The following is a 19,119-nucleotide window of genomic DNA, read 5'->3' on the forward strand; positions in this document are numbered from 1 at the left end:
GGTTCACCGTGTTCGACGGACCGACCAACTTCACGCTCCCGGACCGGCCGACTTCACGGCCCCGTGTCCGTCGTGTCACCTCCTGTGACGCTGTATGCGGACACGCGCATCTCGTCGGGCCCGCGGTCTTGTCCGAGCCGCCGCACAGAGGCTAGCGTCTTCGTGGATAGAAAGCGCTTGCTGTCACGCTCGCCCCAGAGCGTACGAGGCGCCGGACGCGTACGAAGGGATCGACGTGACACGCAAGACGGTGCGGATCGCCATGAACGGCGTGACGGGGCGCATGGGCTACCGCCAGCACCTCGTCCGTTCCATCCTGGCCCTCCGCGAGCAGGGCGGCCTCGACCTGGGCGACGGCGCCGTGCTGTGGCCCGAGCCGGTCCTCGTCGGCCGCCGCGAGCACGCCCTGAAGGCGCTCGCCGAGCGGCACGGCCTGGAGCATTGGTCGACGGACGTGGACGCGGTCCTCGCCGACCCGACCGTCGAGATCTACTTCGACGCGCAGGTCACCTCCGCCCGCGAGGAGTCGATCAAGAAGGCGATCGCGGCGGGCAAGCACATCTACACCGAGAAGCCGACGGCCACGGGCCTGGAGGGCGCCCTGGAACTGGCCCGCCTCGCCCATGAGAAGGGCGTCAGGCACGGCGTCGTCCAGGACAAGCTCTTCCTGCCCGGCCTGCTGAAGCTGAAGCGGCTCATCGACGGCGGCTTCTTCGGCCGGATCCTTTCGGTGCGCGGCGAGTTCGGCTACTGGGTGTTCGAGGGCGACTGGCAGCCCGCCCAGCGCCCCTCCTGGAACTACCGTGCCGAGGACGGCGGCGGCATCGTTGTCGACATGTTCCCGCACTGGGAGTACGTGCTGCACGAGCTGTTCGGCCGCGTGAAGTCCGTGCAGGCCCTGGCGACCACCCACATCCCGCAGCGCTGGGACGAGAACGGCAAGCCCTACGACGCCACGGCCGACGACGCCGCCTACGGCGTCTTCGAGCTGGAGGGCGGCGCGATCGCCCAGATCAACTCCTCCTGGGCGGTGCGCGTCAACCGCGACGAGCTGGTGGAGTTCCAGGTGGACGGCACCGAGGGCTCGGCGGTCGCCGGGCTGCGCAAGTGCCGCGTGCAGCACCGCTCGGCGACCCCGAAGCCCGTGTGGAACCCCGACATCCCCGCCACCGAGGTCTTCCGCGACCAGTGGCAGGAGGTCCCGGACAACGGCGAGTTCGACAACGGCTTCAAGGCCCAGTGGGAGCTGTTCCTCAAGCACGTATACGCCGACGCCCCCTACCACTGGGACCTGCTGGCCGGCGCCCGCGGCGTCCAGCTCGCCGAACTGGGGCTGAAGTCCTCGGCCGAGGGCCGCCGTATCGACGTACCGGAGATCTCCCTGTGACCATCCACCTCCCCGACACGAGCGGGCGGCTCAGGGCGTACGAGCCGCGCCGCGAGCCCCTCGCCCTCACCTCCGGCACGCCGTTCACCTCCCGTACGGTCTTCTCGGCGGCGCACGTCGTCGCGGACCCGTACGCGGACGTGTCCCCCGACTCGCCCGCCGCGGTCGACTGGGACGCCACGCTCGCCTTCCGCCGCCATCTGTGGTCCCACGGACTCGGCGTCGCGGAGGCCATGGACACCGCGCAGCGCGGGATGGGCCTGGACTGGGCGGGCGCGGCCGAGCTGATCCGCCGGTCCGCCGCGGAGGCGAAGGCGGTCGGCGGGCGGATCGCCTGCGGGGTCGGCACCGACCAGCTCGCCGCCGGCTCCCTGGAGGAGATCCGCAAGGCGTACGAGGAGCAGCTCGCCGTGGTGGAGGAGGCGGGCGCGCAGGCGATCCTCATGGCGTCCCGCGCCTTGGCCGCCGAGGCGAAGGGTCCCGAGGAATACCTGGAGATCTACGGCCACCTGCTGCGCCAGGCCGCCGAACCCGTCGTCCTGCACTGGCTCGGCCCGATGTTCGACCCGGCCCTGGAGGGCTACTGGGGCTCGAGCGACCTGGACGCCGCCACGGACGTGTTCCTCGAGGTCATCGCCGCCCACCCGGACAAGGTGGACGGCGTCAAGATCTCCCTGCTCGACGCCCAGCGCGAGATCGACCTGCGCCGCCGCCTCCCGCAGGGCGTCCGCTGCTACACCGGCGACGACTTCAACTACCCGGAGCTGATCGCCGGCGACGAGCAGGGCTTCAGCCACGCCCTGCTCGGCATCTTCGACCCGCTCGGCCCCTTGGCCGCCGAGGCGGTACGGGTCCTGGACAACGGTGACGTGAAGGGTTTCCGGGAACTCCTCGACCCGACCGTGGAGCTGTCCCGCCACCTGTTCCAGGCGCCCACCCGCTTCTACAAGACGGGCGTGGTCTTCCTGGCCTGGCTCGCGGGCCACCAGGAGCACTTCACGATGGTCGGCGGCCTGCAGTCGGCGCGCTCGCTGCCGCACTTCGCGAAGGCGTACGAACTGGCCGACGGCCTCGGCCTGTTCCCGAACCCGGAGCTGGCCGAGGCACGCATGAAGACGCTGCTGTCCCTGTACGGAGTGGCCCAGTGAGCACGGCACCGGAGCGGTTCTCCATCAACCAGATGACGGTGAAGCAGCTGTCCATGCCCGACCTGGTCGACGCCTGCCAGGAGCTGGGTGTGCGGGGCGTGGGCCTGTGGCGGGAGCCTGTGCAGTCCCACGGTCTGGAGGCGACGGCGAAGCTGGTCCGCGACGCCGGGCTGACGGTGACGACCCTGTGCCGGGGCGGCTTCTTCACCGCGATCGACGCCGACGAGCGGGCGCGCGCCCTCGACGACAACCGCCGGGCGGTCGACGAGGCGGCCACGCTGGGCACGGACACGCTGGTCCTGGTCTCGGGCGGGCTGCCGGCCGGCTCCAAGGACCTGCGCGGGGCGCGCGAGCGGATCGCGGACGCGCTCGCGGAACTGGGCCCGTACGCGGCCGAGCGCGGTGTGCGGCTGGCCATCGAGCCGCTCCACCCGATGTACGCCTCGGACCGCTGTGTGGTCTCGACCCTGGCCCAGGCCCTGGACCTGGCCGAGCGCTTCCCGGCGGAGCAGGTGGGCGTCACGGTGGACACGTACCACATCTGGTGGGACGACACGGCCCCCGAGCAGATCGCCCGCGCGGGCGCCGGTGGCCGGATCCACACCTTCCAGCTCGCCGACTGGACCACCCCGCTGCCGGAGGGCGTCCTCACCGGCCGCGGGCAGATCGGCGACGGCGCGGTCGACATGCGCGAGTGGAAGGGCTACGTGGAGGCCGCCGGCTACACCGGCCCCATCGAGGTCGAGCTGTTCAACGACGGGCTGTGGGCGCGGGACGGCCGGGAGGTCCTCGCGGAGACGGTCGAGCGGTTCGTGGAGTACGTGACCGGGTGACGCCCCCGGGTGGACCGGGTCCCGGCCCCCGGGTGGACCGGGTCCCGCGCGGCCCGGTCCGCTCACAGGCCCTCAAGGCGGAAGCAGCGTGCCCAGCGGGCCCAGGTCGATGTTGAGGTCGGCCATGGTGAGGCCGTACTGGTCGCACAGGTCGGCCATCCGGTCGTGCAGGAGCATGAGGGTCAGTCCGAGCCGTTCCTCCTGCTCCTCGGTGAGGTCGCCCTCGTCGACGCGGTGCAGGGCCTGCCGCTCCATCAGCTGGCGCAGCAACTCGACGATGGTGAGGACCAGTTTGACGAGGTCCCGCTCCACCGTCTCCGGGTCGGCGTGCAGACGGCGCGCGACGCCCCCGCCCCGGTCGGCGGAGGGCGGGGGGACCTCGTCGGGGCGGGCGGGCAGCAGGGAGAACGCCCGGGTCGCGGCCTCGGCCACCTCCCGCAGCCGGTCCGCGCCCGGGCCGTCAGCCGGGCCCGTCACCGTGGCTCCCGTAGACCGGAAGCGCGGAGTGGCCCGGGGGCAGGAACGTCGCCCACTCCTCGTCCAGCTCCTCGCGGATCGCGACGATCACCGCGCGCAGCGAGATCCGCACCAGGTCCACGTCGGCGATGGACAGCACGAGATCGCCGGTGAGCACCACACCGCCGCTCAGCAGCCGGTCCAGCAGGTCGATCAACGCCACCTGCGGCTGAGCGACCGGACGGTCGTCGTACGGGCCGTAGTCGCTCACCGCTGCCCGGCCCCTTCCCGCGCGTCGGGCGCGAGCGGCGCGGTGAAGGAGTACGGCGCCCACGGCCCGGTGACGTCCACGCGGACCCCGGGCAGACCGTCGGCGGCGTGCAGCATCCGGTCGCGGAACTCCTCCGACAGCCGGCGCGGGACCAGATAGGCGTCGTTGGCGATGTTCTCCCCCGGCACCTGCGCGAGGCCCCCCTGCTGCGGCCGGTGCCGGGTGCGCTCCACCGCCAGGCCCCTGGCCTCCTCCTCGGTCCGCCGCACGGCCTCCTCGGCGAGCCGCCAGGCGTCCTCGCGCGCCTGCCGCTGGTGCCGGCGGCTGCGCAGATACGCCCGCCCCGGGTTCTCCCCGCCCGCCGGGGCGCCGGTGGGCGCCTGAGCCGGCGGGGGCTCCGGCGGTGCCTCGACGTAGACCTTCACGCCCCACTCCACGTGCGAGGCGAGCCGGTCGAGGAGTGCGGCGAACTCCGTCTCCCGCCCGGCCAGCATCTCCCGTACCCGGCTCTCGTCCAGGTAGACGGTGGCCAGCCGCAGCGGAAGGACCGTGGTGTGCCCGGCCAGGGTCTCGATCACGAAGTGGTGCGCCCGGGCCGTCGCCTCCAGCCACCGCAGGTCCTCAAGACCGGCCCTCAGGGCCGCCTCCGAGAACTCGGCCGCGGGCACCGCGCTGACCGCGGCCGCCACCTGGCCGTGGCGGACCAGGGAGACGGGGGCGTCCGCCACGCCCCGGACAGGCGCGAGCGACTTCTCGTCCAGGGCCGTCGCGCCCAGCACGGCATACGCGTAGCACAGCTGCTCGTCCACCGTCCTCAGCTCCGGTCCTCGTCCTCATCGTCCCTGCGCCGGGTGCGCCGTGGCTCCGCGCGGCGTTCTCGTTCGGTGTCACGGTCCTGTCGTGGCTCCGTGCGGCGCTCTCGTTCGGTGTCACGCTCCTGTCGCGGCTCCGCGCGGCGCTCTCGTTCGGTGTCACGCTCCTGTCGCGGCTCCGCGCGGCGCTCTCGTTCGGTGTCACGGTCCTGCCGTGGCTCCGCGCGCCGCTCTCGCTCGGCGTCCCGGTCCCGACGTGGCTCCCGCTCGGCTTCACGGTCCTCCCGTGGCCGGCTGCGGCGGCCGGACCTGCCCTCGGACAGCTCGGGCGGTGGGGACGACGCGAGCTGTCTGCGCAGCTCCTCCACTTCGGTCCGCAGCCGCTCGTTCTGTTCCCGGAGGCTGCGCCGGCCGTCGGCGCGGGAGGACAGCGCCGGATCGTGCTCCCACCAGTCGATGCCGATCTCCCGGGCCTTGTCCACGGAGGCCACCAGGAGCCGGAGCTTGATGGTGAGCAACTCGATGTCGAGCAGGTTGATCTTGATGTCGCCGACGATCACGATGCCCTTGTCGAGCACTCGTTCAAGGATGTCGGCCAGGTTCGCGCCACCGGACCCCTGACTGTAGGGGGTCAGGGGCCGCGACGCGGGGACGGCGGGATCGGACACGGCACACTCGACCTCGTTTCCTCCCTGAGCACCCGACGCCGGCGACGCGAAGACCGGCGAGCTCAACGCACCTCAGCGCCCGCGACTATGCGCGGCGCCGACGCCCTTCGGGTGCCTCCCTCTCGTCGTAGCGGTCGTCGGGTTGCTCGTCCTCGTCCTCCTCCCAGTCGTCGCCCTCCTTGGAGGTGGAGGTGTCCTCGGGCTCCTCGTCCTCTTCGTCCTCCCGGTCTTCCTCGTCCTCGCCCTCCTCGGATTCCTCTTCTTCGAATTCGTCTTCTTCGTCTTCGTCCCGGCGTCGCCCGCGGCTCTCTTCCTCTTCCTCTTCCTCCTCACCCTCGCGGCGCTCCTCGGGCTCCTCTTCGCGCTCCTCGCGGCCCTCCGCCTTCTCCTTCTCTTCCTCCTCGCGTTCGACCTCCTCCGGGCTGCGGACCACCTCCCCGTCGCGGATCTCGCCGCGCCAGGCGCCGGTGGCATCTCCCCGGGTCATGACGAACGTGCGGTAGAGCTTCAGGTCGAGCCGCACCCGGCGGCCCTGGGCGCGCCACAGGCTGCCCGTCTTCTCGAACAGGCCCTTGGGGTAGTACTGCAGGACGAGCAACACCTTGGTGAGGTTGTCGCTGAGGGGGTGGAAGGTGACGACGCCCTTGTTCGTGCCCTTGGGGCCCTCACTGGTCCAGGCGATGCGCTCGTCGGGCACCTGCTCGGTCACGACGCCCCGCCATTGGCGACGCGACTTGGCGATCTTCGCCTGCCAGTGGGTCGTGGTCTCGTCGTCCTGCCGGACCTCCTCGACACCCTTGGCGAACTGTTCGAAGTCCTTGAACTGCGTCCACTGGTTGTAGGCCTCGCGCACGGGCACGCCCACGTTGACGTCCTCGATGATGGTCAGTCCCCGCTGCGGTCCGCCGGACTTCTTCTTGCCGCCTCCGCCCACTGCCTCCTTGGCCTTGCCGAGCAGCGTGTCCTTCGCCTGGGACAGAATGCCGCCCGCCCCCGCCCCCGCGCCTCCGCCGCCGAGGAGCTTCTTGCCGCCCTTGAGGGCGAACTTGGTCAGCGTGCCGGGACCGACGTGCGTCTCCGCCAGCCGGCGCGCCCCCTCACCCAGCCGCTCGCCCATGCCCTCGAGCATCACCTGGAGCCGGGCCTGCAGGTACTCCTCCAGTTCTTCCTTCAGCCGGTCCGCGCCAGGGTTACCCTGCACCTGATCACGAACCTTGTTGAGGGTGCCCTCAACCATCGTCCGGCCTCCTCGATCGTGCGGACCCGCTCTTCGCCTTCTTCTCACGCCCCTCGCTCCGGCGACCCGGCTCCTCCCCTGCTCCGCTCCGACGCTCTCTCCGGCTTTCGTCGTCCCGGTCGCCCTCCTCCCGGTTCTCCTCCCGCTCCTCCTCGTCGCGGGCTTCCTCGTCCCGGCCGCGCCCGCCCTCGCCGTGCGCCTTGTCCTTCAACCCCACGGTGCGTTGGTGCAGGGCGTCGGCCAGGCTCTCGGCCTTCGCCGACAGCACGGTGGTGGCCGCGGCCTTGCCCGCGCCCGCCAGCTCGCTGCGCACCTGCTTGCTGACGTTGCCGAGGACGGGGGAGTCCTGGAGCAGCTTGCCGACCTGCCCGGGCCTCATCCGCGATCCGGCCAGCGCCGCCCCCAGGCTCAGGGCGAGCTTGCCCTTCTTCGTCCGGCCCAGCAGATACCCGCCGAGAACAGCCGCGCCGATCTTGGCGTTGTTCATGGTTCCTTCTTCCTTCTTTCGCCGACCGTCACGGCCCGCCCTGCGCCTTCCGCAGGTGGTAGGCCCTGATCTCCTCCAGGCGGTGCAGCAGCGCCTCCTCGCGCTGCGCGAACTCCTCCTCGCCGATACGGCCCTCGGTCCGCGCCTGCTCCAGGTTCACCAGCTCCTCCTGGATGGGAGCCGGGTCGTAGTACTCCTGCTCCGCGGTCTTGACGACCTTGTCGAGCACCCAGCCGATGCCCTTTACCGGGGCGAACGGCAGCCCCAGGATCCCGGTGACCAGTCCTCCCACAGCGCCTCCTCCTCATGCCGTCCGGGCCGGTCGGTCAGGGCGGTCAGGCGAAGCTGTACGGCGGCAGCGGCCCCCGTACCCGCACCTCGATGCCCTCTCCGAGGCGCTCCGCCAGCTCCTGCCCGGCCCGTGTGAACTCCTCCGCCCGCTCGCCGTCCACCAGGAAGGACGCGTTCACGAAGTACTGCTTGGACGGCGAGGACACCTTCTCGGACAGTGCGAGCGGCCGCAGCGCGGCGAGGACCTCCTCGGCCTGCGCGTCCTGGCGGCTCTGCACCTCCTGCGCGATGAGCTGACCGAGTGCCAGCCGGTCCTCGTAGCTGCCGCCCTCGCGGGTCCGCGCGCTCAGCGCCCGGGCCTGCTCGGACTCCTCGAGGATGGTCCGCAGCAGGGCGTCCTCTTCCTGCACGCCCTTGACGTTGAACTCGGCCCGCCCGGTGAGCTCGTCCAGACGCCGGGAGAACTCCTCGGCCCGCGACTCCAGCACGGCGCGTACGGCGTCCTCGTTCTCCGCGACGTATCCGAAGCCCAGCGGCAGGATGCTGCCGCCGGCCCACAGACGTCCCTGGACCTCGTTGTGCGCCTCGAGGTCCCGGCGCGCGACCGACAGGTCCTGGGGGGCGTCGCTGACGACGGCGCACAGGGAGCCGCTGCGGACGGTGCGCAACTCGGCGGGGGCCTCGCCCACGCCCTTGACCCCGTCCAGATCCAGCGGATGCGAGTCCTTGGTGATCGCGTACACGTACAGCGACATCGGCTCGCTCACTCCTCCCGGTCCTTCGAGGAGCGGTGGCTCGAGCCGCGTTCGATGTGCTCGGGCTCCCTCTCGCGCTCCTTGCTCCCCTTCTGGAGCGATTCGGTGAACGCCTCCACCGCGCCGGTCAGCGCGCCCTTGCTCTTGCCCCGGGCACCGCCCTCGGTGATGCTCTGGGTGATGTCCGTCAGCGTCGCGGGAGCCTTGCGGCCGGACTCCAGGTCCAGCCGGTTGCAGGCCTCGGCGAAGCGCAGATACGTGTCGACGCTGGCGACGACCACGCGGGCGTCCACCTTCAGAATCTCGATTCCGATGAGGGACAACCGTACGAATGCGTCGATGACGAGGCCCCGGTCCAGAACCAGTTCCAGTACGTCGTAGAGGTTGCCGGAGCCTCCGCCGCCCCCGCCGGCCGGCAGACCACCGCCCTGCGGCATTACAGTCACAATCCTCTGTCCCTTCAGGCGAAGGGCGTCAGCCGCTGTCAGCGGCCCTCTTTGTCGACCTGCGCGCGGGTGTAGCGGCGTACTTGTTCGTAGCCCATCAGATTGCCCGCGGGGTCCAGAACGACCCGGTAGCTGGCCATCACACTGCTCGTGTCCGGAACGCGCTCCAGCTCCACGACCTCGACGAGGGCCTCCCAGCCCTGTTCAGTCGGTCTCAGTGCCGAAACGGACTGAGGAGCCCGCCCGAGCAGCTCGGTCAGCTGTTCGGCCGCGCTCCGCATGGCCTGGGGAGCGGACACCCGCTCCGGAGCGGACGCCTTCCGCGACGAGGTGTCTGCCTTGTCCGGCTCATGGTCGTTCGTGATCCATCACCTTCTTGCTCTTCTTCCATCATCGACCCTGTCCACAGCCCGTGCCAGTTCTTGCGCCGCCCGCTGCGGGACCCGCGGAAAATTCCTCGGCGAAGAGTGCAACCCTTGCCGCCCTGTGCGTGTCGTAAGGGGAGTCAGGACTCCCCGGGGGGATCTGGGGGGATCACGGGAGTTCTGGCGGGGTGGGGGAAAGCCGAGGGGCCCGGGCAGTGACCGGGCCCCTCGAAGTATCTCGGGCAGAGCGGCGGGTTCGGCAGAGGCCGGTTCAGAAGAAGACGCCGCAGCGCAGGAGCACGTTCGCGTACGGGCGGGCCTCGCCGGTGCGGACCACCAGGTGGGCGTCGGCCGCAAGCCGCTTCAGCTGCTCGTGCGGGACCAACTCGAGGTCCGGGAAGCGGGCCTCCAGCAGCGCCGCGGCCTGCGGGTTGGCCTCCCGCACCTCGTGCGCGGCCGTGGCGCCCTCCACCACCAGCTCCTCGAGCAGACCGTCCAGGACCTCCGCGAACGACGGCACCCCGGCGCGGAACGCCAGGTCCACGACCCGGGGGCCCGCCGGGACCGGCATGCCCGCGTCGCATATCAGGACCCCGTGCCCGTGCCCCAACTCGGCCAGGGCGCCCGCGAGGTGACGGTTCAGGATTCCGGCCTTCTTCACAGGGACTCACCTCGCGGGGACGCTCCCGGCTCGCCGTCTCGGCCGGGGGCCCGGGGGGTGTCCCCCAGGCCGGCACCGCACAGTGCGTCGACCTCCTCGGCGGTGGGGTAGGACTCCTGAGCGCCGGGGCGCGTCACCGCCGCCGCCCCCACCCGTGCCGCGTACGCCGCCGCCTCGGACAGCGCCGCGCCCGTGCCCAGCCGCCAGGCCAGCGCCGCCGTGAACGCGTCGCCCGCCCCCGTCGTGTCGACGGCGTCCACCTTCACCGACGGGACGCGGGTCATCGAACCGTCGGCCGCCACCAGGGCGCCCTCCGCGCCCAGCGTCACCACCACCGAGCGGGGGCCGAGGGCCAGCAGCGCCCGCGCCCAGTCCTCGGGCGCTCCGCCCAGCTCGTCGCCCGCGATGACCCGTGCCTCGTGCTCGTTCACGATCAGCGGGTCACAGGCCGCCAGCACCTCGGCGGGCAGTGGCCTCGGCGGCGACGGGTTCAGCACGAACCGGGTGCCGGACGGCAGGTTCCGTACGACCTCCTCGACCGTCTCCAGCGGGATCTCCAGCTGCGCCGACACCACCCGGGAGGCGTGCAGCAGGCTCTGCGCGGCCCGTACGTCCTCGGGGGCGAGCCGCCCGTTGGCCCCCGGGGAGACCACGATGCTGTTGTCCCCCGACGGGTCCACCGTGATCAGCGCGACCCCCGTGGGCGCCCCGCCGACCAGGACCCCCACCGTGTCGACGCCCGCCGCGCGCTGCGCGTCCAGCAGCAGCCGGCCGTGCGCGTCGTCGCCGACCCGGGCCAGCAGCGCCGTACGGGCACCGAGGCGGGCGGCGGCCACCGCCTGGTTCGCGCCCTTGCCGCCCGGGTGGACGGCCAGATCGGAGCCGAGCACGGTCTCCCCGGCCGCGGGCCGCCGCTCGACCCCGATCACCAGGTCGGCGTTGGCCGATCCCACGACCAGGAGGTCGTAGTCGTACATGAACTGTCTCCCAACGGATCCCAGCGGATCCCCGTGCATCCGACAAAGCGGTGAATCCGGCGCCACGGCCGCGGACCGCGCGTGCTGCGCGGGCCGCCGCCGTGGCGACCGGACGGGGCGGGTCAGCCGGTGAACCCGGCCACGTTCTCCTTGGTGACCACCTTCACCGGCACCATGACCGTTTCCTCGACCTTCTTGCCCTGAGCGGCCCGCAGCGCGTTGTCGATCGCGATCCGGCCCAGCTGCGAGGGCTGCTGCGCCACCGACGCGTACAGCGTGCCCGCCTTGACCGCGGCGAGTCCGTCCGGCTCACCGTCGAAGCCGACGACCTGGACCGACTTCCCGGCCTTCGATCCCAGCGCCTTGATCGCGCCGAGGGCCATCTCGTCGTTCTCGGCGAAGACGCCCTGGATGTCGGGGTGGGCCTGGAGCAGGTTCGTCATCACGTCGAGGCCCTTGGTGCGGTCGAAGTCGGCGGGCTGCTTGGCGACGACCTGGATGCCCGGGTAGGCCTTCAGGCCCTCCGCGAAGCCCGCGCCGCGCTCACGGCTCGCGGACGTGCCGGCCAGACCCTGCAGGATCACGATCTTGCCCTTGCCGCCGAGCTTCTCGGCCAGCGCCTTGGCGCCCAGCTTGCCGCCCTCGACGTTGTCGGAGGCGACCAGCGCGGCCGTCTTCGCCTTGTTGACGCCGCGGTCGACGCCCACGACGGGGACACCCGCCTTGTTCGCGGCCCGCACCGCCGGGCCCGCGGCGTCCGAGTCCACCGGGTTGACGACGATCGCGCCGAGGCCCGAGCTGGTGAAGTTCTGCAGCTGGTTGGCCTGCTGCGAGGCGTCGTTCTGCGCGTCCGTGACGGTCAGGTCGACGCCCAGCTTCTTCGCCTCCGCCTGCGCGCCCTGCTTGATCTGCACGAAGAAGGGGTTGTTGAGGGTGGACAGCGACAGGCCGACCTTCGGCGTGGTGGAGGACGAGCCGCCGTGCAGGAAGGACATCCCGCCCACCACGGCCACCGCGACCACGGCCGCAAGCGCGTACGTCAGCGTCTGCCAGCCCCGGCCGCCCGGAGAGGTGCCGGCGGCCACGGGGGTGGTGCCGGCCTTGCGGCGCACGGTGTCGAGGAGGACCGCCAGGGCGATCACGACACCGATGACGACCTGCTGCCAGAAGGCGGACACCGACAGGAGGTTGAGGCCGTTGCGCAGCACCGCCAGGATCAGCGCGCCGATCAGCGTGCCCGACGCCTTGCCGGTGCCGCCCGCGAGGGAGGCGCCGCCGATGACGACCGCGGCGATCGCGTCCAGTTCGTAGCCGTTGGCGGCCTGCGGCTGCGCGGAGGACAGGCGCGCGGCGAGCACGATGCCGGCGGCCGCGGCGAACAGACCCGACAGCGCGTAGATCGCGATCTTCTGCTTCTTCACCCGCAGACCCGACAGACGGGCCGCTTCCTCGTTGCCGCCGATCGCGTACATGGAGCGGCCGATGTACGTACGGCCGAGGACGAACGCGGTGATCAGGCCCATGACGACCATGACGAGGACCGGCACGGGCAGCCAGCCGCCCAGCGTGTCACCGAGGTGCGAGACCGAGTTCGGGAACGCGATCGGGGAGCCCTGCGAGATGACCAGCGACAGACCGCGGCCCACCGACAGCATGGCGAGCGTCGCGATGAACGGCGGCAGCTTCCCGTAAGAGATCAGGATGCCGTTGACGAGTCCGGCGGCGAGGCCGGTCGCGATCGCGAGGATCACCGCTGTCGCGACGGGGAGGCCCGCCGACGTGGCGCTCCAGGCCAGGACCGTGGCGGACAGCGCGGCGACCGAACCCACCGACAGGTCGATGCCGGCCGAGACGATCACGAAGGTGACGCCGAAGGCGAGGATGGCCGTGACGGCCGCCTGGACGCCGATGTTGAGGAGGTTGTCGGTCGTCAGGAAGTCGCCGGACAGCGCCGACATCGCGATGACGAGGACGATCAGCGCGGTGAGCGCGCCGTTGTCGAGCAGGAGTCTGCGGACCCCCGCGGCGCCACCGGCGCCCGCTGTGCTCTTGAGCGTGTCAGTGGCCACGGGTGGCCTCCATTTCGTTCACAGAAGTGGTGGGTGTGCTGACGGCGAGCGCCATGACGGAGTCCTGCGTCGCCTCGTCGGCGGTCAGTTCGCCCGCGATCCGGCCCTGGGCCATCACCAGCACCCGGTCGCTCATGCCGAGCACCTCGGGCAGATCGCTGGAGATCATCAGGACGGCGGCGCCCGCGGCCGTGAGTTCGTTGATCAGCTGGTAGATCTCGACCTTGGCGCCGACGTCGATACCGCGCGTCGGCTCGTCGAGGATGAGCACCTTGGTGTCCGCCAGCAGCCACTTGCCGATGACGACCTTCTGCTGGTTGCCACCGGAGAGCGTGCGCACGTGCTGGCCGAGTCCGGCCATCCGCACGCCCAGCTGCTCGGCGACCTTCGCCGCGGCGTCCCGCTGCGCCTTGCGGTCGACGATCCCGCCGTGGGTCGCGGCCCGCAGGGTCACGAGCCCGAGGTTCTCCTCGACGGACGCGTCCAGCACGAGACCCTGGCCCTTGCGGTCCTCGGGCACGAGCCCGATCCCGGCCTCCATCGCGGCGTTCACGTCGTACCGGCGCACCTGAGTGCCGGCGACGCGCACGGCTCCCCTGTCATAGGGATCGGCGCCGAACACGGCCCGTACGACCTCCGTACGGCCGGCCCCCACCAGCCCCACGATGCCGACGACCTCACCGGCCCGCACCTCGAACGACACGTCGTGGAAGACCCCGTCCCGGGTGAGACCCTCGACGGTGAGCAACGCCACGCCGGTGTCCGGTCGTTCACGTGGGTACTGCTGCTCGATCGACCGTCCCACCATGAGGCGCACGAGCTCGTCCTCGGGCGTGGAGGCGGGCACCTGCCCGACGCTCCTGCCGTCGCGGATCACGGTCACCCGGTCCCCGAGAGCGGCGATCTCCTCCAGATGGTGGGTGATGAAGACGACGCCGACGCCGTCCTCGCGCAGCGCGCGCACGATGGCGAACAGCTTCTCGACCTCTTCGGAGGTGAGGACGGCCGTCGGCTCGTCCATGATGAGCACGCGCGCGTTCAGGCTGAGCGCCTTCGCGATCTCGACCATCTGGAGCCGGGCGATTCCCAGTTCACGCACCCGGGCGCGGGGCGACACGTGCACGCCGACACGTTCGAGGAGTTCGGCGGCGTCCGCCTCCATCTTCTTGCGGTCGATCATGCCGAAGCGGCGCGGCTGGCGGCCCAGGAAGATGTTCTCGGCGACGGTCAGGTCGGGAACGAGGTTGAACTCCTGGTAGATGGTGGCGATCCCGAGGCGCTCGGAGTCCTGCGCACCGTGGATGCGCACCTCCTCGCCGCCGACCAGGATCCGTCCGGTGTCGGGGCGGTAGGCGCCGGAGAGCATCTTGATGAGGGTGCTCTTGCCCGCGCCGTTCTCACCGAGCAGCACGTGCACCTCGCCGCGGCGCAGATCGAAGTCGACGCCGTCGAGCGCGATCACGCCGGGGAACGTCTTGCGTATGCCTTCGATGCGCAGCAACTCGTCCGGGTTGCTCACGACTGGCTCCTTTGTACGGGGAACTGCACAGCGGGGGCCTGTGCAGGCGGCTCGCCGCACGAGCGGCGTACGACGAGACGGGCGGGGAGGGTGACGGACTCGGGGTGCCGTCCCTCTATGCGGTCGACCAGCGCGCGCACGGCGGCGCGTCCCAGCCGGCCCGTGGGCTGGGCGATCGCGGTGATCGGCGGATCGGTGTGCACGAACCAAGGGATGTCGTCGAACGCGGCGAGCGCGATGTCGTCCGGCACCCGCAACCCGCGCGCCCGGACGGCGTCCAGCGCGCCGAGCGCCATCAGGTTGTCGGCGGCGAACACGACCTCGGGCGGCTCGGCCAGGTCGAGGAACCGCTCGGTGGCCCGGCGCCCGCTCTCGACCTGGAAATCGCCCTGGCCGATGTAGGCGTCCGGGAGGGGGAGCCCGTACTCGGCCAGCGCCTCGCGGAAGGCCTCGACGCGCTCACGGCCGGTCGTGGTCGCCGCCGGACCGGCGATGATCGCGAGCCGCCGGTGGCCGAGCCCGTGCAGATGACGGACGAGATCGTGGACTGCGGCGCGGCCGTCGGAGCGTACGACGGGTACGTCGACCCCCGCGATCCACCGGTCGACGAAGACCATCGGGGTGCCGGCCCGCGCGGCGTCCAGCATGAGCGGCGACCCGCCGTCCGTCGGGGAGACGAGCAGTCCGTCGATCCGCCGGTCCAGGAGGGTCCGCACATGGTGGTCCTGGAGGTCGGGCCGCTCGTCGGCGTTGCCGATGATCACGCTGTAGCCGAGGGCGCGGGCCTCCTCCTCGACGGAGCGGGCCAGATGGGTGAAGTAGGGGTTGAGTACGTCGCTGATGACCAGGCCGAGGGTGTGGGTCTGGTCGGTGCGCAGGGACCGGGCGACGGCGTTCGGGCGGTAGCCCAGCGCCTCGACGGCGGCCAGCACACGGGTGCGTGCCTCGGCGCTGACCGACGGGTGGTCGTTCAGGACGCGCGACACCGTGGCGACGGAGACCCCCGCCTCGGCGGCGACGTCCTTGATGCTCGCCATCGCCGGACCACCTCCTTGTGGATCTGTGGAATCGTTTTCACGACTGACGAACAGGATTGGAAACGATTACATTCCGTTCTTCAAGGGGTGGGGCGAGGGCGAGACCGGATTGTGACCGTGTGAGGCAGGTCACTTGAGGGGGCGCGGGTTGCCGCTGGTGTGAGGTGGGCCACTTGAGTGCACGCCTGACCCCATGGGGGCGCAGACCCTGTCGACTCTGATCAAGGAGTCGCGTGGGTCGAGTGACGATCTGGGGACGCTGATTCGTCAACTGGTGCAGGCGGCACAGCCGTTGGAGGGGAAGTTCAACGGTGCGGGCCGGGTGGCGTTCGACCAGTTCAAGGCGCGGGCGGACGAGATCACGCAGGAGCTGAACAGCTCATTGTCGGCGATTCTGGGCGGCCAGAGCGGCATGGACTCGGCGTTCGGCACGGGGTCCAGGAGCAGGGCGACAATGCTCGGCGTCAGATGGGAGCGGCGAACTTCGACGCGGCCAGGTTCCGCTGAGCGCGGTGGCGCGGTGGCGCGGTGGCGCGGTGGTCTGGCCGTGTGGCCGACGGTGGGTCAACTTCTTGTGCCTTTCGTGTGTTTCCTTTACGGGGAGTGATGGTTGATGGCGGGTTCGGGAGCGGACCGTCGGTCGTACGACACGGGTGCGTCGGCGGACGCGCAGGCCAATCTTCAGTCGGTGATCGGCCGGATGGAGCAGGTCATCGGGGATCGGGACCGTCAGGTGAAGGCGGCGATGGCGGACTTCACGGCTGACGGGGTGGCGGACGAGTACCACGGCAAGGAGATGCGGTGGAACCGTGCGTCGCAGGAGGTGAAGAACGTCATCGCGCTGGTGAGGTCGACGCTGGAGGAGAACGACGCGACGGCGCAGTCGACGATGGCGCGGGCGAAGGCGGCGGTCGACAACATCGACTGAGGCCGGTGGTGGTGTGGCGGTAGGTACGGGGGTGCGTGGTGCCGGGCTGGGATCTGAAGCCGCAGGGCATTCAGGGTGTGTTTTGGGCCTCGGATGACGAGCATGCGGCGAGCTTCGAGCCACTAGACGTAGGCGACGACGTGACGTATCGGGCAGGCTTGGTGTGGCTGGACCGCCTGCGCGCCGCCCACGACCATGGTCTGTCCCCCTCCTCAGCCCTCGCTGAACTCTCTGCCCTGCCAGACGAGAACGATGCGGGCCACGTGGACCCGTCCGCGGAACCGCGTGTTACCGCCCTCACTGCCTTGCGTGAACGCGCCATGGGCCAATGATCGTGACCGCGGCGCCCTTGCCGCTGCCTGTCACACCCCAGCGATACCGTCGCCCCATGACCAAGGAGGCGACCAGCGCAAGGCAGGCCGGTGACGGAGCCGACGAGCGGCGGATGGCCGTACTCGAAGGCGTCCTGGAGCGGATCACGTACGCCAACGAGGAGAACGGATACACCGTCGCCCGCGTCGACACCGGTCGCGGCGGTGGTGATCTGCTCACCGTCGTCGGTGCGCTCCTCGGTGCGCAGGTGGGCGAGTCGCTGCGGATGGAGGGGCGCTGGGGGTCGCACCCCCAGTACGGGCGGCAGTTCACGGTGGAGAACTACACGACCGTTCTCCCGGCCACCGTCCAGGGCATCCGCCGCTACCTCGGGTCCGGACTCGTCAAGGGCATCGGCCCCGTCTTCGCCGACCGGATCACCCAGCACTTCGGGCTGGACACCCTGAAGATCATCGAGGAGGAGCCCGAGCGGCTCATCGAGGTCCCCGGCCTCGGCCCCAAGCGCACCAAGAAGATCGCCGACGCCTGGGAGGAGCAGAAGGCGATCAAGGAGGTCATGCTCTTCCTGCAGACCGTCGAGGTGTCCACCTCCATCGCCGTCCGCATCTACAAGAAGTACGGCGACGCCTCCATCTCCGTCGTCAAGAACCAGCCCTACCGCCTCGCCGCCGACGTCTGGGGCATCGGCTTCCTCACGGCCGACCGCATCGCCCAGTCCGTCGGCATCCCGCACGACAGTCCGGAGCGCGTCAAGGCCGGCCTGCAGTACGCCCTGTCGCAGTCCGCCGACCAGGGGCACTGCTACCTCCCGGAGGAGCAGCTCATCGCGGACGCCGTCAAGCTCCTCCAGGTCGACACCGGCCTCGTCATCGAGTGCCTCGCGGAGCTGGCGGCACCTCCCGAGGACGGGGACGACCCCGGTGTCGTAAGGGAGAAGGTGCCCGGCCCGGACGGAGGCGACCCCGTCACCGCCGTCTACCTCGTCCCCTTCCACCGCGCCGAACTCTCCCTCTCCGCCCAGCTGCTGCGCCTCCTGCGCACCGAAGAGGACCGGATGCCCGGCTTCCGGGACGTGGCCTGGGACAGGGCCCTGGGCTGGCTCAAGGGGCGTACGGGCGCCGACCTCGCGCCCGAGCAGGAGGAGGCCGTACGGCTGGCGCTCACGAAGAAGGTCGCCGTCCTCACCGGCGGGCCCGGCTGCGGCAAGTCGTTCACCGTACGGTCGATCGTCGAGCTGGCCCGGGCCAAGAGGGCCAAGGTCGTGCTCGCCGCGCCCACCGGACGCGCCGCCAAGCGCCTGTCCGAGCTGACCGGCGCCGAGGCATCCACCGTCCACCGGCTGCTGGAGCTCAAGCCCGGCGGCGACGCGGCGTACGACAGGGACCGCCCGCTCGAGGCCGACCTGGTCGTCGTGGACGAGGCCTCCATGCTCGACCTGCTGCTCGCCAACAAGCTGGTCAAGGCCGTGCCGCCCGGCGCCCACCTCCTCTTCGTCGGCGACGTCGACCAGCTGCCGAGCGTGGGCGCCGGCGAGGTCCTGAGGGACCTGCTCGCCGACGGCAGCCCGATCCCGGCCGTCCGGCTGACCCGCGTGTTCCGCCAGGCCCAGCAGTCCGGCGTCGTCACCAACGCGCACCGCATCAACGTTGGACAGCACCCCCTCACCGACGGCCTGAAGGACTTCTTCCTCTTCGTCGAGGACGACACCGAGGCCGCCGGACGGCTCACCGTGGACGTGGCGGCACGGCGGATCCCGGCCCGTTTCGGCCTCGACCCGCGCCGTGACGTGCAGGTGCTCGCCCCCATGCACCGCGGACCCGCCGGCGCGGGCACCCTCAACGGTCTGCTCCAGCAGGCGATCACGCCCGCCCGCCCCGACCTGCCCGAGAAGCGGTTCGGCGGCCGCGTCTTCCGTGTCGGCGACAAGGTGACCCAGATTCGCAACAATTACGAGAAGGGGAAGAACGGTGTCTTCAACGGCACCGTCGGCGTGGTCACCGCGCTCGACCCGGTCGATCAGCGCCTGACGGTGCTGACGGACGAGGACGAGGAGGTGGCGTACGAGTTCGACGAGCTCGACGAGCTGGCCCACGCCTACGCGGTGACGATCCACCGCTCCCAGGGCAGCGAGTATCCGGCGGTGGTCATCCCGGTCACCACCGGAGCCTGGATGATGCTCCAGCGGAACCTGCTCTACACCGCGGTAACCCGGGCCAAGAAGCTGGTCGTGCTCGTCGGTTCACGCAAGGCGATCGGGCAGGCGGTGCGCACGGTGTCGGCCGGCCGCCGCTGCACGGCACTGGACTTCAGGCTGTCGCCGCGGCCCCTGTAGAGCTGAGCCCCTCCCGTCCTAGGGCCCCCGCCACCGCCCGCCCCGGTCATCGAAAAAAATGATCGATCAAATGAGTCGCGAAGGTCACAGAGCACTTCCGGAACGGG

At 71.0% G+C, this 19,119-nt stretch carries 20 protein-coding genes and 1 pseudogene; 6 read left to right on the forward strand and 15 right to left on the reverse strand.

From position 1 onward, the window contains the following. Positions 1 to 235: 235 nt before the first annotated feature. Genes ACIRC0_RS23350 through ACIRC0_RS23360 form a run of 3 tightly spaced genes read left to right on the forward strand, consistent with a single transcriptional unit; the run spans position 236 to position 3,368 of the window. On the forward strand, positions 236 to 1,387 hold the full coding sequence (locus ACIRC0_RS23350; protein ID WP_403618599.1) for a Gfo/Idh/MocA family protein: 1,152 nt from the start codon (positions 236 to 238) through the stop codon (positions 1,385 to 1,387). Continuing rightward, positions 1,384 to 2,535: a dihydrodipicolinate synthase family protein gene (locus tag ACIRC0_RS23355; RefSeq protein ID WP_403618602.1), complete on the forward strand. Its 1,152-nt coding sequence runs from the start codon at positions 1,384 to 1,386 to the stop codon at positions 2,533 to 2,535. Before ACIRC0_RS23350 ends, ACIRC0_RS23355 begins: the two co-directional genes overlap by 4 nt. A gap of 32 nt (positions 2,536 to 2,567) precedes the next feature. Continuing rightward, on the forward strand, positions 2,568 to 3,368 hold the full coding sequence (locus ACIRC0_RS23360; protein WP_403619083.1) for a sugar phosphate isomerase/epimerase family protein: 801 nt from the start codon (positions 2,568 to 2,570) through the stop codon (positions 3,366 to 3,368). Positions 3,369 to 3,440: 72 nt separating this feature from the next. Here ACIRC0_RS23360 and ACIRC0_RS23365 read toward each other — a convergent pair whose 3' ends face one another. The 15 genes from ACIRC0_RS23365 to ACIRC0_RS23435 form a co-directional block, all read right to left on the reverse strand. After that, the gene (locus tag ACIRC0_RS23365; protein WP_403618605.1) at positions 3,441 to 3,845 is read right to left on the reverse strand and encodes a gas vesicle protein K; all 405 of its coding nucleotides are present in this window, start codon (positions 3,843 to 3,845) and stop codon (positions 3,441 to 3,443) included. Continuing rightward, positions 3,829 to 4,095 carry a gas vesicle protein gene (locus ACIRC0_RS23370; protein ID WP_403618607.1) on the reverse strand — a complete coding sequence of 89 codons (267 nt, stop codon included), beginning with the start codon at positions 4,093 to 4,095 and terminating at the stop codon, positions 3,829 to 3,831. The genes ACIRC0_RS23365 and ACIRC0_RS23370 overlap by 17 nt, the downstream gene beginning before the upstream one ends. Then, complete coding sequence (locus ACIRC0_RS23375) at positions 4,092 to 4,904, reverse strand: GvpL/GvpF family gas vesicle protein (protein WP_403618610.1); 813 nt, start codon at positions 4,902 to 4,904, stop codon at positions 4,092 to 4,094. The genes ACIRC0_RS23370 and ACIRC0_RS23375 overlap by 4 nt, the downstream gene beginning before the upstream one ends. Positions 4,905 to 4,909: 5 nt before the next feature. After that, on the reverse strand, positions 4,910 to 5,575 hold the full coding sequence (gene gvpJ / locus ACIRC0_RS23380) for a gas vesicle protein GvpJ (protein ID WP_403618613.1): 666 nt from the start codon (positions 5,573 to 5,575) through the stop codon (positions 4,910 to 4,912). Between the two features lie 85 nt (positions 5,576 to 5,660). Further along, positions 5,661 to 6,812: an SRPBCC family protein gene (locus ACIRC0_RS23385; RefSeq protein WP_403618616.1), complete on the reverse strand. Its 1,152-nt coding sequence runs from the start codon at positions 6,810 to 6,812 to the stop codon at positions 5,661 to 5,663. Next, positions 6,805 to 7,299, reverse strand: a complete 495-nt coding sequence (locus ACIRC0_RS23390) for a hypothetical protein (protein WP_403618619.1) — start codon at positions 7,297 to 7,299, stop codon at positions 6,805 to 6,807. The genes ACIRC0_RS23385 and ACIRC0_RS23390 overlap by 8 nt, the downstream gene beginning before the upstream one ends. A gap of 28 nt (positions 7,300 to 7,327) precedes the next feature. Further along, positions 7,328 to 7,591: a gas vesicle protein GvpG gene (locus ACIRC0_RS23395; RefSeq protein ID WP_403618621.1), complete on the reverse strand. Its 264-nt coding sequence runs from the start codon at positions 7,589 to 7,591 to the stop codon at positions 7,328 to 7,330. 43 nt (positions 7,592 to 7,634) lie between these two features. Continuing rightward, positions 7,635 to 8,357, reverse strand: a complete 723-nt coding sequence (locus ACIRC0_RS23400) for a GvpL/GvpF family gas vesicle protein (RefSeq protein WP_403618624.1) — start codon at positions 8,355 to 8,357, stop codon at positions 7,635 to 7,637. Then, positions 8,354 to 8,782, reverse strand: coding sequence for a gas vesicle structural protein GvpA (locus ACIRC0_RS23405; RefSeq protein ID WP_103838718.1), 429 nt, complete (start codon positions 8,780 to 8,782; stop codon positions 8,354 to 8,356). Before ACIRC0_RS23405 ends, ACIRC0_RS23400 begins: the two co-directional genes overlap by 4 nt. Positions 8,783 to 8,829: 47 nt before the next feature. Then, positions 8,830 to 9,156: a gas vesicle protein gene (locus ACIRC0_RS23410; RefSeq protein ID WP_403619085.1), complete on the reverse strand. Its 327-nt coding sequence runs from the start codon at positions 9,154 to 9,156 to the stop codon at positions 8,830 to 8,832. A gap of 271 nt (positions 9,157 to 9,427) precedes the next feature. Next, positions 9,428 to 9,817 carry a D-ribose pyranase gene (gene rbsD / locus ACIRC0_RS23415; RefSeq protein ID WP_403618627.1) on the reverse strand — a complete coding sequence of 130 codons (390 nt, stop codon included), beginning with the start codon at positions 9,815 to 9,817 and terminating at the stop codon, positions 9,428 to 9,430. Beyond that, complete coding sequence (locus ACIRC0_RS23420) at positions 9,814 to 10,794, reverse strand: ribokinase (RefSeq protein ID WP_403618629.1); 981 nt, start codon at positions 10,792 to 10,794, stop codon at positions 9,814 to 9,816. Before ACIRC0_RS23420 ends, rbsD begins: the two co-directional genes overlap by 4 nt. Positions 10,795 to 10,916: 122 nt before the next feature. Beyond that, complete coding sequence (locus tag ACIRC0_RS23425; RefSeq protein ID WP_403618631.1) at positions 10,917 to 12,863, reverse strand: substrate-binding domain-containing protein; 1,947 nt, start codon at positions 12,861 to 12,863, stop codon at positions 10,917 to 10,919. Continuing rightward, entirely contained in the window at positions 12,853 to 14,382 is a 1,530-nt protein-coding gene (locus ACIRC0_RS23430; protein ID WP_403618634.1) for a sugar ABC transporter ATP-binding protein, read from the reverse strand. Before ACIRC0_RS23430 ends, ACIRC0_RS23425 begins: the two co-directional genes overlap by 11 nt. Next, positions 14,379 to 15,419: a LacI family DNA-binding transcriptional regulator gene (locus ACIRC0_RS23435; RefSeq protein WP_403618637.1), complete on the reverse strand. Its 1,041-nt coding sequence runs from the start codon at positions 15,417 to 15,419 to the stop codon at positions 14,379 to 14,381. Before ACIRC0_RS23435 ends, ACIRC0_RS23430 begins: the two co-directional genes overlap by 4 nt. A 193-nt stretch (positions 15,420 to 15,612) precedes the next feature. Between ACIRC0_RS23435 and ACIRC0_RS23440 the strand changes: the two are divergent. The 3 genes and pseudogenes from ACIRC0_RS23440 to ACIRC0_RS23450 all read left to right on the forward strand — a co-directional run bounded on the left by ACIRC0_RS23440 (position 15,613) and on the right by ACIRC0_RS23450 (position 19,012). After that, a pseudogene (locus tag ACIRC0_RS23440) lies at positions 15,613 to 15,926 on the forward strand (hypothetical protein). Positions 15,927 to 16,032: 106 nt separating this feature from the next. Next, complete coding sequence (locus ACIRC0_RS23445) at positions 16,033 to 16,347, forward strand: pore-forming ESAT-6 family protein (protein ID WP_403618640.1); 315 nt, start codon at positions 16,033 to 16,035, stop codon at positions 16,345 to 16,347. A 388-nt stretch (positions 16,348 to 16,735) separates the two neighbouring features. After that, positions 16,736 to 19,012 (forward strand): ATP-dependent RecD-like DNA helicase, encoded by a 2,277-nt coding sequence (locus tag ACIRC0_RS23450; protein ID WP_403618643.1) that lies wholly within the window; start codon positions 16,736 to 16,738, stop codon positions 19,010 to 19,012. The last annotated feature ends 107 nt before the right edge of the window (positions 19,013 to 19,119 follow it).

This window comes from Streptomyces sp. NPDC093984, assembly GCF_044764595.1.
GTDB lineage: Bacteria > Actinomycetota > Actinomycetes > Streptomycetales > Streptomycetaceae > Streptomyces > Streptomyces cynarae.